The 13,447-nt window shown below is 59.7% G+C and carries 12 protein-coding genes; all 12 read right to left on the reverse strand.

Annotated elements, in window-relative coordinates:
* Positions 1-16: 16 nt before the first annotated feature.
* Entirely contained in the window at positions 17-1,171 is a 1,155-nt protein-coding gene (locus KCX59_RS12300; protein ID WP_179016551.1) for an amidohydrolase family protein, read from the reverse strand.
* On the reverse strand, positions 1,161-2,459 hold the full coding sequence (locus KCX59_RS12305; RefSeq protein ID WP_179016550.1) for a glutamine synthetase family protein: 1,299 nt from the start codon (positions 2,457-2,459) through the stop codon (positions 1,161-1,163). Before KCX59_RS12305 ends, KCX59_RS12300 begins: the two co-directional genes overlap by 11 nt.
* Positions 2,456-3,850 (reverse strand): M20/M25/M40 family metallo-hydrolase, encoded by a 1,395-nt coding sequence (locus KCX59_RS12310; protein WP_179016549.1) that lies wholly within the window; start codon positions 3,848-3,850, stop codon positions 2,456-2,458. Before KCX59_RS12310 ends, KCX59_RS12305 begins: the two co-directional genes overlap by 4 nt.
* Positions 3,840-4,889: a branched-chain amino acid ABC transporter permease gene (locus tag KCX59_RS12315; RefSeq protein WP_179016548.1), complete on the reverse strand. Its 1,050-nt coding sequence runs from the start codon at positions 4,887-4,889 to the stop codon at positions 3,840-3,842. The genes KCX59_RS12310 and KCX59_RS12315 overlap by 11 nt, the downstream gene beginning before the upstream one ends.
* Positions 4,889-5,758: a branched-chain amino acid ABC transporter permease gene (locus tag KCX59_RS12320; RefSeq protein ID WP_179016547.1), complete on the reverse strand. Its 870-nt coding sequence runs from the start codon at positions 5,756-5,758 to the stop codon at positions 4,889-4,891. Before KCX59_RS12320 ends, KCX59_RS12315 begins: the two co-directional genes overlap by 1 nt.
* On the reverse strand, positions 5,751-6,536 hold the full coding sequence (locus KCX59_RS12325) for an ABC transporter ATP-binding protein (RefSeq protein WP_179016546.1): 786 nt from the start codon (positions 6,534-6,536) through the stop codon (positions 5,751-5,753). The genes KCX59_RS12320 and KCX59_RS12325 overlap by 8 nt, the downstream gene beginning before the upstream one ends.
* Positions 6,533-7,282, reverse strand: coding sequence for an ABC transporter ATP-binding protein (locus KCX59_RS12330; RefSeq protein ID WP_179016545.1), 750 nt, complete (start codon positions 7,280-7,282; stop codon positions 6,533-6,535). The genes KCX59_RS12325 and KCX59_RS12330 overlap by 4 nt, the downstream gene beginning before the upstream one ends.
* Positions 7,283-7,284: 2 nt before the next feature.
* Positions 7,285-8,562, reverse strand: a complete 1,278-nt coding sequence (locus KCX59_RS12335; RefSeq protein ID WP_179016544.1) for an ABC transporter substrate-binding protein — start codon at positions 8,560-8,562, stop codon at positions 7,285-7,287.
* A gap of 88 nt (positions 8,563-8,650) precedes the next feature.
* A complete protein-coding gene (locus tag KCX59_RS12340) occupies positions 8,651-9,679 on the reverse strand; it encodes an ornithine cyclodeaminase (RefSeq protein WP_179016543.1) in 1,029 nt (342 codons plus the stop codon).
* Between the two features lie 174 nt (positions 9,680-9,853).
* On the reverse strand, positions 9,854-11,560 hold the full coding sequence (locus KCX59_RS12345) for a ComEC/Rec2 family competence protein (protein ID WP_179016542.1): 1,707 nt from the start codon (positions 11,558-11,560) through the stop codon (positions 9,854-9,856).
* On the reverse strand, positions 11,553-12,386 hold the full coding sequence (locus KCX59_RS12350) for a helix-hairpin-helix domain-containing protein (protein WP_179016541.1): 834 nt from the start codon (positions 12,384-12,386) through the stop codon (positions 11,553-11,555). Before KCX59_RS12350 ends, KCX59_RS12345 begins: the two co-directional genes overlap by 8 nt.
* A 73-nt stretch (positions 12,387-12,459) precedes the next feature.
* Positions 12,460-13,443 (reverse strand): DegV family protein, encoded by a 984-nt coding sequence (locus KCX59_RS12355; protein ID WP_370628789.1) that lies wholly within the window; start codon positions 13,441-13,443, stop codon positions 12,460-12,462.
* Between the last annotated feature and the right edge of the window lie 4 nt (positions 13,444-13,447).

Below are 13,447 nucleotides of genomic sequence, written 5' to 3' on the forward strand. Positions count from 1 at the left end.
TCAAACAGTTCAGGATTCACTTCTCCCCCAGTTCATAGACGCGCACCGCGTTATCCCTTCCGACCATCTGAACTACTCGAATGGCGTCCTCCTCTGCCCAGTCTCCATCGCGAACCCAGGTACCCAGGACCTTCCTCATTCCTTCGCGCCATAGTCGCGCCCCGAGGTAATGCAGTTCCGGAGGTCCCCACGCATCCGTAGAGAACAGGACCTTGGAAAACGGTGCCAGCTCGAGAGACTCTTTGATCAGTTCCAGAGACTGAACGCCTGTGTAGTTGATCCCAAGCCCGACATCGAAGTAGACGTGTGGGAATACCTGCGCCAGGTAGCCTGCGTGCCGATGGAACGGATAGCAGTGCAGGAGAAGTACGTCCACCTCGAAGGGTTCAATCAGCTTCAACCAAGGAACCAACAGCAGCGGGTCACAGCGGTCCAGACGCAAGTCAGGGTCGCCGTACCCTGTGTGCATTTGTATGGGCAGGCCGCGGTCGACGCCCGTCCACAGAAAGAAACGCAAAAGCACAGGATCCGAGACACGGAGCGAGTAACCGGCTCCTACCAGACGGAGCCAGGAAGCAGCTGCCTTTCCCACCTCTTCTTTGGACGGCCGGACTGGGTCAAAGTCGAACCCATGACGGTAGGCGATGATGCTCTTGACTCCAACCGCGTTCTGCGTTGCCAGAGCAAGCCGGGCCGTGTAGGCATTAGCGAAATCCGCGGCTGATACGCCTTCCCACGCCAGGGACTCCGCTATGGACTCGAGCCTGACGATCTCGCCCACTGAGGCTGAGCTGATGCTCTCCATCCCCGCAAGGCCGTGGATTTGATCCCCGCGATATCCGGTCTCGATCAGGAAACGGCCTATTCCTGCAGACTTGAGCAGGCGTGAGGTTACTTCGGGCGTCCCGAGCTCCACACGCCGTTCAAAGTATGCGTCGGCACTCGCATGGGCAGGAAGGCCCAGCAACGGCGCACACCAACGACGAATCGCAAAGCCCAACTGGGAGTCGAATTGCGTCATCCATTCAGGAATAGGCCTGTCGGACTCTGTCAGCAGTTCTTCCAGCGAGGATCGATCAACGTCATCCTTCAGCGCTCCATGGACGTGGTGATCCACCAAAGGCATTTCCTCGATGGCGGTCAGGAGTCCTTCGATGGGGTCAGTAGACATCAGATACCGCTTTGATTCGGGCAGCATCATCGAGGGCAGCCACATGGGCGAGCTCATGCCGTTTAACCGCCAAGTACGTTGCCAACAAATCCGGATGGAACCACGACCTCACGCTTTGGTCTTTTTCCAAGGCCAGAAGTGCGTCCTGGAGAGTAGCTGGGAGTCGAGGCACGTCGTTCAATTCAGCCGGCCCTGCCGTCTCCGGGAAAACGTCAGGTTCTGGATACTCGTCACCACCTACGATTCCGGACATACCGGCCCTGAGCAGGACACCAAGCGTGAGCCACGGGTTGGCGGTTGCATCGGCTGCCCTGTACTCAAGGTTGAATTGGCGCTCCGGAGCAGATCCACCTGCCGAACTGGTTGGACAGATTCGGAGAAGAGCCTCCCGGTTTCGTTCCGCCAGGAAGATACCGCCTGCACTCCATCGATCCGGAGCCAGGCGCATGAAGGAAATCGGGCTCGGTGCTGTCCAGGCCGTCAGTGCTTCGGCGTGACGCAGGATTCCTGCACTGAACCTGGATCCAACCTCGGATAGCCGGCCCGGACGGTTGGCGTCGAGCAGAACCGGATTACCGCCGTCGTCCACCAAACTGATGTGGACATGGACACCGGTCCCTGTACCGTCTGGTTCCTGAAGCGGAGCGAAGGACGCTCTGAGGCCGCGTCGGATTGCCAAATCGCGGACCAATTCACGTAAGAGCACCGCCCTGTCTGCGGCAGTGAGGGGATCGCTCGGTTCCACCGTGATTTCAAACTGGTTCGCCCCATATTCAGGCAACCAGTTCTCCGGTGCGAGACCACAATCCGTCAAGAGACGCAGCAGGTCTGGTCCGAACGGATCGGCGTCGAGATGCCTGCGCAAGGAAAACGGAGCTGATTGGGGCAGGCCCTCCAAGACGAATTCGTGTTCAAAAGTGGCGATAACGCGCAGGCCCGTTTGTTCTCGAAAGTCGCTGATGGCTCGGCGCAGGAAGGTCCTGGGACAGCAGTCCCAGTCGGTTCCGTCAGCTTGTGTTTGGTCCGCCACCAATACCCTGAGTCGAGTCGTGGCGGGCCCGTCGGCAATGGTGATTTCGGTGGCTTCGTCCGGCATGAGGCGCAAGTCTCCGGTTGAGCCGAAGGCACTGCCCGGCGCTATAGTGCCGAAAGCCGAAATGCCGAGGTTCGCCGGTACCCATCCCAGCCCGGAGCGAAGAACGGAGCCGTAGGCTTCGCCAGGAGCACCCCGCCCCTTGACCTGCCCTGCGAGATCGCAGGTAGCAACGAAAATATCAGGGGTGTTCACGGGCGCCTCCGGCCAGTTGTGGGTGGTTTGATGCGGGATTCAGTGCCCGAGACGCCGCAGTAATCCATTGCGGATAAGGCGTACGTCTTTACTGCGGTGATGATCTGGTGGATCGGCACGTACTCATTTTCCGCGTGCGCGGTCCGGCCGACCCCGGGACCATAAACGAGCCCGTCGATACCTTGTGCATCCATCCATGTGAGGTCGCAAACACCGAGGAACCCTTCCTGTTTGGGTGGCGTGGCGAGGCCAAACCCGCCGACAGAATCACTGTGGGCTTTCATGACCGCGGGGATGAGTTCATGGCTGGCTGGCGCAGTGTATGGCGGCCATAGGAGCTTCCAGTCAAATTCGGGACGGTGGGCGCTCAGCCAGGGATCGTTGGCGCAAGCTTGACGCACGGTTTTCTCGATCTCATCAATGACTTCGTGGTTGCTTCGCTCAGGATGGTGATAGACGCAGTATTCGACTGTGAGCGTGTCGGCAAGGAAGAACGGGACCAGAACACCCTCCGGGTTTCCTCGGATCACCCCGGGCAAGAGATTGAAGTAGCCCGGCAGGAACAGGGGGTGCCTGTCACGCCGCGCCCAGATATCTTCCAACTGCCGCAGGGCGTGATAGATGATCCAGAACTTGTCGATGGTGTTGACACCCAATGCTTCGCCTTCAAGGGTTGGATGAATGGTAAGACCCCGCAAACCGGAGTGCGCCGCTTTGCCGACAAGGGACAGTGAGAACCACAACAGGCCCGGGGTGGTGGGAACCAGATTGGGAGGTGCGTCGGAGAAGTTCGACGGTTCGCAGACGATCGCAGCGTCGGCCCCATATCCTGCTTGCAAAGCTGCCGTTGTGCCCGAAAGGTGGTCACCGACTTCTTCTCCGACGACCGCCTGCAGCACAAGATCTCCTTGGAGCCGGATACCTGCGGTGGCTAAAGCGATGGCAGCGTATGCCGCGGCGACTGTGCCGGCTTTATTATCCGTAGCTCCCCTGCCATGGACAGCATCATCGGTGATCAAACCGGAGAACGGCGCATGGTCCCAAAGACCTTCACGGTTTGGCGGCACCACATCCACGTGCCCGTTGAGCAGCAGCGAGCGGCCACCACCTGTACCGGCAATCCGCCCGCAAGCATTGTCCCGGCCCTTCTCAACTGTCACGAGTTCCGTCGAGGCACCCGCTTCGCGATGAAGATCATTCATAAGAGCGCTGACCTCCCCCTCGGCGCCCACAAGCTTCCCGTAGTCCTGACCGGGATACTTAGGGTTTATGCTCGGGATCTTGACGGCGTCCGCGACAGACTGGACGATCCTGGGTGCCAGACGATCCACTGCGTCCAGGACCGCCCTACGCTGGTTCTGCTCAGTTCGGGCCATGGCATCAACGGACATGTGTGGTTTCCTCGACTTCCGAATGTTGGCTTGCGGGTATTTGGTTCGCTGTCTGGGCGGATTCGTTCCGGTTTCTTCGAAGAATCCTCCGCGTTCTGTCCAGTGCGTCTTGGAGGAGGCCTGAGATGCCGCTGGGGAGGAAAATAAGAACCAGCAAGGTCCCGACGCCGATGATGATCGCACGCGCAGGACCCAAATCCGTGAGTTGGCGGTCGATGACTGTGACTATCAGCGCCCCCAGGACAGGACCCCAGATATGACCGGTGCCGCCGAGGAAGATCATGCTCAAGCCAAGGGTGACGAATCCGAAGCTGAAGAGCGTGACGTCCGCAACGCGGAAGTAGGCAACATAGAGGGCTCCTGTCACGCCGGCAACGGCACCGCTGAGGACAAAGGCTAAAAGATGCTGCCTGATGCGGTTCATTCCGCGGCTGACTGCCAGGCTTTCATTGTCACGCAGTGCGATAAGGCTCTTGCCGAACGGGCTGCGTAGGGTTGCCCGGAGCAGGACCAGGAGAAGGAACACTGCCCCGCCGAGCAACCATAAGTAGCCCAACCCCGAGTACTTGGCGAAAGAAAAATCGCCTATGCTCAGGGCCGGCACGCCCGTCAGACCACTGGATCCGCCGGTGATTCCGGGAATGGCCAGAACCAGGTAGTAGCACAATTGCACGAAGACGAAAGTGATAAGTGCGATGTAGATGCCGCGCATGCGTATCACCGGAAGGTAAGCCAGTGCACCGGCCAGCCCTCCCGCAACCGTTGCCAGAAGGAGCCCCATCCACGGATTTACATCCCATGTAACTGTGGCAACGGCCATCGTGTAACCTCCGACGCCGAAGAAGCCAACGTGGGCAAAGTTGAAGATACCGCCGATGCCCAATGTCAGGTTCCAGCTGGCGGCAAGCAGCGCGTAAATGAGCGCCGTCGCGGCCAGCAAGCGTGCAGAGCCGCTGATGACGACATACGGCAACAAGGCTGCGGCAAGCAAGAGTAACGGCCACGTAGCGGAGCGCTTGAGGGATCCTAGACTGTTCATCACGAACGTCCTTTCACTAGGCCTTGGGGGCGGACCAGCATGATGAGGACCAGGACGAGGAAGACGGCGACAGGGCTCCATTGCAGCCCGAGCCAGTACGTCGTACCCGCTTCCAACAGGCCTATGGTGAAGGCACCGACCAGAGTTCCCCACAAAGTGGCCGACCCGCCGAAGACCAGGACGACAAAGGCAGTCAGCAGGGGTTCAAAGCCTTTAGTGGGAGTAATGGTGGTGGTCGTTCCATAGACGAAGGCAGCGGCGCAGGCCAGAATTGATGCCACCGCAAAGACGCTGGCGTATATGCGCGCCGGCCTGATTCCGACGAGCATTGCCATATCCCTGTTTTGTTCCACTGCCCGGACGGCCATCCCCCACTTCGTTGTGCGCAGCAACATAATCAGTCCTATAACCAGGACTAAGGCCAGGCCCAGAGCGATGAGGGTGGAGCTCGCGATTTTTACATCGCCCATGGCAAACGTTGAGGTGCTCACGGACTTTATCTGCTTGTTCTGCGGTCCCCAGATCAGTTGTGCTGCGCCCTCCACTGCGTTGGCAATAGCGAGAGTGGAAACCATGACCAAGAGCGTTCCGTTTGGCCTGCTGATGAATGGCCGGACTGCGACGAGGTCCAGGAGCATGCCCAGCAAAGCCAGCAGGGGAACCGCAGCGGCGAAGGCGAGAAGAACCGGGAGCCCGACCTTCTCTGAGAACGTCCAGATGAAGTACGCCCCCAACAGCAGGAGCGCACCGTGAGCGTAATTGAAGACTCCCAGCGTGGACCATATGAGGGACAGTCCGCTGGCCATCAACGAGTAAAGCGACCCGAGCACGAGGGCTGAGACGAGGATGGAAAGGAGGGCGTCAGTCATGCTTGTCTCCTTCATTGGTGTTGGTGTTGGTTGCGGTTGACGCATGGGAGCCGACGTACATGTCCATGACTTCCTCGTGGCTGGGCTTGACTGCGGTGGTTCCGCTGGAGACGATTCGTCCGAGCTCCACAAGATGCCAGCGGTCCGCGAGTTCGAAGAGGAACTCAATATCGCCATCGGCGACTATTAGCGACAGACCCAATCGGCGGACTTCGTGGAGTGTCTCAAGGATTTCGTACCGGATCTTGGGTGCCAGCCCGAGGGTCGGTTCATCCAGCACCAGGAGTTTGGGCTTGGCCATTAGGCCCATTCCGATGGCCACCATTTGGCGTTCTCCGCCGGACAGCGTGCCCACAAGTTGTCCGCGACGTTGCCGGAGCTTGGGAAACAGTTCCTGGACCATTTCCAGAGTCTCTTCCCGCTGACCCCTCGCTGGCGGGATGCCGCCTGCTAATGCCAAGTTCTCCCTGACAGTGAGCCTCGGAAAGAGCTGATTGCCTTGGGGCACATGCATAGCTCCTTGGTTGACTATCCTGTAGGCGGGCATGCCGGTGATATCGCTGCCATCGAAGACAACCCGACCTGACGATGTCCTGCCCAGGCCTGAGATGGCGCGCAGCGCGGTCGTCTTTCCATGACCGTTGGGACCCAACAGGGCCAGTGCTTCACCCGGCATGACCTCGATGGAAAACGATCGGACCACAGGCAAGCGGCCATATCCTGCTTCAAGGTCATACACGCCGAGCAGTGGGCTAACTTTCTGCTGAAGGTGATTCACGCTGTGGCCTTCCCCAGATATGCCTCCATCACCCGCGGATCCGCGAGAACGGCGTCGGGGGTTCCTTCAACCAGGACTTCACCGGATGACATGATGATCATCCTCTTGGCAAGATCGCGGATAAGACTGAGTACGTGCTCAATGATCAGCAATGTCAGGCCGCCCTTCTGAAGTTCCCTCAGGAGCAGGATGAGGTCCGCCTGGTCCTCATCGTTGAGGCCGCCGGCCGGTTCATCCAACATCAGGAGCCGCGGCGTTGAGACAAGGGCGCTCGCTATCATCAGCTTCTTTTTTGCAAGCAGAGGTATATCCGCCGCCTTATCGTCCCTGTATCTGGTGATTCCTACGGTTTCCAAGGCAGTTTCCACGCCCCCCTTGGTGCGCCCGCCGCCAAGGTAGTGGTTGGCCACGGCGATGTTGTCTGAAACGCTCAACGACGGGAAAAGCTGTTCTGCTTGGAAGGTTCGACGCATTCCCGAGCGAGCGATTTTGTGCGCCGGGAGCTTGTCAATCCGGATACCGTCGAAGAGAATCTCTCCGCCTGTCGGGCCGAACGGGACCCCTGCGATCAAGTTGAAGAGAGTACTCTTTCCGGCACCGTTGGGACCGGCAATCCCCAGGATCTCCCCCTCGCTGACATTCAGCGTGACGTTGTCCACGGCCACGAATCCACCGAAGCGGCGACTGACCTGCCGGACTTCCAGGAGGTGCCCGTTGGAAGTGCCCCGGGCAAATGACTCGGACATTCTCATTTCATCCACTCGGGCCTGTGGAACGTGCCGTCGGCGAACTCTTTAGGAGCGATGTTCAGGCGTTTTCCGGTTTGGATTTGGTAATACGTCATCGGGATACCGCCCTTGCCAGCCACGGCCAGATGCGTTTTGGGATCAAAATGCACACGACCAAGCGTGGTTTGCTTGTCCAGCTTGCCCAATGCAGCTCCGACTTCCTCGCGTTTGTCAGGATCACCGACTTCCTTCACGGCGTCGGCCCACAAATGAACCTGTTCGTAGAGGCCGTAGCTATACAGGCTAGGTTCGTTCTCGTATGCCTCCGTCAGCTTCCGAGTGAGGTCCTTGGTTTCCAACAATGCAGGCAACGGGGCAAACGGAAGGTTGTAAAGCACGCCATCAGCGTTCTTCCCTGCCAGCTCAGTGAACTCCGGGACGCTTGGGGCGTACTGCGAAAACACCAAAGACTGAGTAGGATTCTGGCGGAACTGGGTGAGGAACTTTGATGCATTTGCAGTCAAGTAGTCGAGGTTGATGATCACGGCCGGATCGACCTGCCGGATCTTGGTAATCTGCGTGGTCCAGTCGTCTACTTCCCCGAAGGGAACGGTGTCGGGCCCGGTAACTTCCCACCCCTTTGCCCTGAAGTTCTTCTCCAACCCGGAAGCTATTCCATTGGAGTACGCATTGTCACTGGAGATGACGTAAACGCGGCGGTTAGTGAGCGGGAACGTGCCATCGGCGTTCCATGCATCCAATTGTTCAGGGATGCCGGTGCTGTAGCCCTCGTATGAAGGAGCAAGGGACCAAACTCCAGGATACTTTTCTGGATTCTTGGAAATGATGTCCTGCGTCTGGGCGCTGTTGCCGCTGAGCAGGTACGGAATTCCCGCTTCTGCCAGTTGATCGATTTCAAAGTTAGTGGTGCTTGCATAGCCGGTGAGCACGGCCGCAACATCGGGGTCTGAGGTCAGCTGCGTCACAGCGGCCGAGACCGCGTCCGACTTCTGGTCCCGTACATCAAGGGCTTTGAGTTCAACATTCCTGCCATCGATGCCGCCCTTGGCATTGATTTCGTCGACTGCGAGTCGGGCACCCTGTTCCATGAGTTTGCCGTCAGCCGCGGCCACACCAGTGAGCGGGGCAAGAAGACCTAGCTTGATGGCTTCTCCGGAAACCTCGGAGTCACCACCTTCACCGGTAGGGACGGTGCAACTCACCATCGAGATTGCCATGAGGGTTGCCACGGAAAGAAGAAGTGAAGAACGTAATCGGGGCTTGATTGAGATGGACATAGCGCTCCGTAGGAGATGGGGATTTTGGTCCGGGTTTGGGGGTCATACCTGAAGGCATTTGGTGGGTGGCGACGCTGGGGTAAGTCGTCTATCCGACGGGCGATAAAGCACCGACAAGGCCGAACAGGTCCTTGGGATCGTCCGGATTGGCAACGAGGTCTATGTCTTCAAAGAACTCGGAACCGTCCACGGAGTCCCGCACGTATCGCAGGGCCGAGAAGTCTTCCACAGCAAATCCAACGGAATCGAAGATGGTGATTTGCTCTTCGGATGTACGCCCTGGTGCCGCGCCGAGCAGGACCTTCCAGAACTCTGTGACGGCGAAGTCGGCCGGCATCTGCTGGATTTCACCTTCGATCCGTGTCTGGCTCTCATACTCAACAAAGACGTCGCCGATCTCCAGGATCGATGGGTCAAGTTCCGTCTTTCCGGGACAATCTCCGCCGATCGCGTTGAGATGGATTCCAGGAGCAATGTGCTTAACGCTGATGATCGTTGCCTGGGTTTTGTCTGCAGTGCACGTCGTGACGATGTCGGCACCCTGAACTGCTTCCAGAGCAGACGCAGCAACATGTACTTCGAATCCAAGGGGAATCATGTTGCGGATGAATTTGTTCAGCGCGGCGGGATCGGTGTCCCAAACCTGAAGCTTCGCCACCCCCAACGCCGTCCTCATCGCCAGTGCCTGGAATTCTGCCTGACTCCCGGTTCCAATCATGGCCATCACGCTGGAATCGGATCGAGCCAAGACCTTCGCGACCATGCCGGACGTGGCTGCGGTGCGTAGCGCGGTAAGGATCGTCATTTCCGCCAGGAACGTTGGATAGCCGTTATGGACATCTGCCAGAACGCCGAACGCCGTGACGGTTTGGTAGCCACGGGCTGGATTGGAGGGGTGCCCGTTCACATATTTGAAGCCGTAGGTCTCGTGATCACTCGTGGGCATGAGTTCGATAACGCCGTAGGGCGTATGGCTGGCGACGCGCGGCGTCTTATCAAACCGCGCCCAGCGTCGGAAGTCCTCTTCCATGTAGTGGATCAGGTCTTTGATGATCGTTTCCGGGCCTTGGGATCTGACCCAACGGATCATGTTGCTTACATCGACAAAGCGCGTCATCTGCGTTCCCTTCTGGTTCGTGCCGTTCACGTCCTCGGGATCGGCTCAATCCATCATGCGTTACAAACCGTTCAAAGTCACTACTTTTTTTAGATTTGTTATGTTTCTTTCACGCCTGCTTATAGCGAACCGGGCGTCGCACAGCCATGCAGTTCAGTGCGGTCCGAGCACAGATCACCTCTGCGGGGGGCCTTTCGGCCTAGGACGTTTGGTTGATCGCCGCGGCTTATGGAGCCCTCGTTGCGTTTCCTTGGCTGCTCCCCATCCGCCCACGCGTTTCCCCGGCCAGCGATCAAGGAGCACAACCACGGCGTCATGCAGCCAGACGATGCCTGCTATGGCTTGCATAGGGTGGAGCGCTACCCAGACAAGCAATAAAGTCATCATCGAGAAGGCCACCATGGACACAATCCCGGCCGGTCCTTCGGCCCATGGCAGGGCTGCCCCGGGCAAATGCGCGAAGAACCTGGCCACTCCGGCCACCACGCCCGCACAGGTCCCGGCGATGGCTATGGGAACTGCTGCCAACCATGGCAGACCAACTGCCAGCGGAACGGCGAGGGTACCGAACACCGTCACCGGGGCCACCAAAATGCCGGCCACCACATTGGCGATGAACGCGTAGGGAGTGAACTGCGGTTGAAGGGCCACAATCACCGGGCCGCACAGCAGCTGCGCAGACAACGGAACGGCAACCCCCGCGGCCAACCACCGTGGCACCCATACAGGGATCCATGACGCAACGCGAGTGGCCAGCAGGACAATACCCAAGGTCGCCAGCACGGACAGCAGGAACCCGACATTCGCCGCCATACTCGGATCAAGCAGCAAGAGAACAATGGTGGCTAGGCAGAGGAACGTCAAGGATCGACCCCGCAGGCCCCCAATCAAGGCCGCCAGCCCCACAGTCCCCATCACAGCCGCCCGGAGCACACTTGGTTCCGGACCCACCATCACGACAAAAGCCGCCAGACCACACGCAGCAAAAATGCCGGCTACGGGGCGTGTCAGCCTCAGGCATCGCGCTAACAGAATGAAGCCTCCCAGCACCAGGCTGCAATTGGCGCCGCTGACCGCGGTCAGGTGTGTCATTCCGGTTGTCTTCATATCCGCCTCCAGGCTTTCCGGAAGAGCGCTGGTGTCTCCTGTGACCATGCCCGGCATGAGCCCGGCCGGGTCCGGCGGCAACCAACCCGAAGCTTCGATAAAGTGCCTCCGCACGTCGGCGACGGATTGTCGGATATCAAGAGTCGACGCGACGACAACGGGCGCGGAGGACGCCGACAAAAGAGCAGCCTGCATTTGTCCCTCCCGCACAGCCTTTATCGTTCCCGAAGTTCTGACCCGCTGCCCGGGCCGCACGTCTTGCCAGCCGTTCCCACCCACTATCACCAGGTCAGCGGAACCTTGAATGACCGAACCCTTGGAGGTGACCTCAACCAAGGCTGCATCTACCGACCACCTGTTTCCACTCGCATGGCCCGGCACGCGGACCTCGGTAGGAACTCCTGTGATGAGCACGTGGATAAGGACACCACTCCCCTCTGCTACCGCCTCAGCGAGCGGCCCCTCTTCGCGCGTATTGGCCATGACAGCACAATCAACAGCCACTGCAGCACCCAGGATGCATGCAAGGGCAATGGTGGCGGGGACCGTTCTGGCACGGTGCAGGACTGGCCGATGACGCCGCGCCCCCACCAACAGCAGACCCCCAGCCAAGGCAAAAACCCCCGCCAGGGCTGCGGACCAGGTTGCATCAATAAAGGCCCCCGCCAGGGCAACGGACCACGTCACCAGCACAGCGGGAACCAGCCTCAGATCCGTACGCCTCGATAACGCAGAGACTCCGGCAAGCCTTGTCACCTCAGCCGAATTAGCCATCCTGCACCGTGACAAGGTCTTTGAGTGATTCCATGAGCTTGGGTCCTATGCCGTCAACCGCGTCAAGTTCGTCTACCGAGGCAAAAGGTCCGTGCTCTTTCCGCCAATCAATAATTCCTTGCGCAGTCACCGGCCCGACTCTCGGCAACGTTCCCAGTTCTTCCAGCGACGCCGTGTTGATGTTGACCTTGGCCTCTGCGGCCGCAGGGCCCGCGGCCCCTTCAGAACCGCCAGCACCGCCTGAACTTCCAGCAACTGGAGCAGGCTGCGGCACCTCCCCGACCACCGGGACCTGAATCTTGGCCCCGTCGCTCACCACCTCAGCAAGGTTGAGGCCGTTGAGTTCCGCGTTGGAAACAGCTCCGCCCACAGCCTCAATCGCTTGGAAAACCCGGCTGCCCACCGGCAAGGAAACAACACCGGGTTTCTGCACCGCACCGGCCACGTGCACGAGCACGCTCCCCCCAGCGTCCGTGGCCTCTGACTGAGGGGCTTCGGAAGTACCCGGCATGCCGGGCCCCGCAGACGAGGATGACGTGAGGGGTTCCGTTGTTGGCTGCCCCACGGCCGATTGCCACAAGTGCCAGGCAACAATGGCCACTCCTACAACGGCAAGGAGGGCAGCAACCCGCCATGGGGTTCGCCAGCGGGTCCGCAGATAACGCGTCCCGGATTCCGGGTCCGAATCTTCGGGCATCGGATCGGGCTCGATGGGCAACTGTAATAGCGGAATGGTCTGGGTGTCCGTACCCAGACGGGATACAAAACGCTGTCGGACTGCCTCCGCTGCGGCATCTGGGGAGGCATCCCGGTTCCGGCGTGGCATAAAACGAGCCTATGGCTGCCACCACTGTCACAGCGGGGACGAGGTGCCCTATGTGGATAAGAGCAGCGAAGGATCAATCCGTTGGCGTACTGCTCTCCCCCACGATGACCGCGAGAACGCCTAATCCTGCATGTGCTGCCAACACAGCCGGAAGCGCACTGATCTGGGGCGGCGGGCAGTCAGGGCATTTTTCGTTCAGGCGGGCTGCCAAGGCTTCGGCCTCCAACTGGTTGCCAAAGTGGTGAACTGCCAATCGTTGCTGGCCGGCCGGGCGGGAGGCGACGTCAGCGGCGACGATCTCCTCCAGACGGGCCACGGCTCGCACAGCAGAACGGACCTTTTCCAGCGGCACGATCCTGCCGCCGTCGACCGCCAGGATGGGTTTAATAGCCAAGACGGTACCGAAGAGCGACGCTGCCGCCCCGATGCGCCCACCCCGTCTCAATTGTTCGAGGCTGGGCACGTAGAAGTAGACCTTGGTGCGCTGCATGCGCTTCTCAGCAAAGTCGCGGACTTCTGCCGCTCCTTGGCCATCGGCTGCTGCCACCACTGCACTCTGGACACCCATTCCCTGAGCCATCCCCACAGTGCGCGAGTCCACTACTTCAACCGGGATGCGGACGCGTGCGGCAGCCAACCTTGCGGCATCAGCGGTTCCTGAGAGCTCGGACGAAATGTGGATGGACACTACAGCCTCGAAACCGTGGCGCTCCGCAGCGAGGTACGCCTGTTCGAACTGTCCAGGCGACGGCCGTGAGGTTTTCACCGAGGCGCCGGAGGCAAGAGCCAAGGAAAGGGTTTGTGTGATGTCGTCTTCGCCCTCGCCGTAGATTTCGCTTCCCACCATGACTGGCATGGGAACAACCGCGAGGCGGCCGTCTGAGGTAAAGGCAGATACCCAGTCCGGCGGCAGGGCAGCGGCGGAATCGGTGACAACCGCGGTTTTGACGACGGCGGCCAGCGGCACGTCAGCGACAGGAACCGGTGCCGTGGGCTGCCGGAGGCGCGCCACTCTTTCCTTGAGCCATATCCATGCGGGTGGTTCTCGCTCAGGCACGCAA

The sequence above is a fragment of the Paenarthrobacter nitroguajacolicus genome (assembly GCF_051027655.1).
GTDB lineage: Bacteria > Actinomycetota > Actinomycetes > Actinomycetales > Micrococcaceae > Arthrobacter > Arthrobacter nitroguajacolicus.

What these genes read in the sequence shown, in the direction of transcription:
- KCX59_RS12300 (WP_179016551.1), bottom strand. Translation starts at nt 1,171, where the DNA reads ATGTCTACTGACCCCATCGAAGGACTCCTGACCGCCATCGAGGAAATG.
- KCX59_RS12310 (WP_179016549.1), bottom strand. Translation starts at nt 3,850, where the DNA reads ATGTCCGTTGATGCCATGGCCCGAACTGAGCAGAACCAGCGTAGGGCG.
- KCX59_RS12315 (WP_179016548.1), bottom strand. Translation starts at nt 4,889, where the DNA reads ATGAACAGTCTAGGATCCCTCAAGCGCTCCGCTACGTGGCCGTTACTC.
- KCX59_RS12320 (WP_179016547.1), bottom strand. Translation starts at nt 5,758, where the DNA reads ATGACTGACGCCCTCCTTTCCATCCTCGTCTCAGCCCTCGTGCTCGGG.
- KCX59_RS12330 (WP_179016545.1), bottom strand. Translation starts at nt 7,282, where the DNA reads ATGTCCGAGTCATTTGCCCGGGGCACTTCCAACGGGCACCTCCTGGAA.
- KCX59_RS12335 (WP_179016544.1), bottom strand. Translation starts at nt 8,562, where the DNA reads ATGTCCATCTCAATCAAGCCCCGATTACGTTCTTCACTTCTTCTTTCC.
- KCX59_RS12340 (WP_179016543.1), bottom strand. Translation starts at nt 9,679, where the DNA reads ATGACGCGCTTTGTCGATGTAAGCAACATGATCCGTTGGGTCAGATCC.
- KCX59_RS12345 (WP_179016542.1), bottom strand. Translation starts at nt 11,560, where the DNA reads ATGGCTAATTCGGCTGAGGTGACAAGGCTTGCCGGAGTCTCTGCGTTA.
- KCX59_RS12350 (WP_179016541.1), bottom strand. Translation starts at nt 12,386, where the DNA reads ATGCCACGCCGGAACCGGGATGCCTCCCCAGATGCCGCAGCGGAGGCA.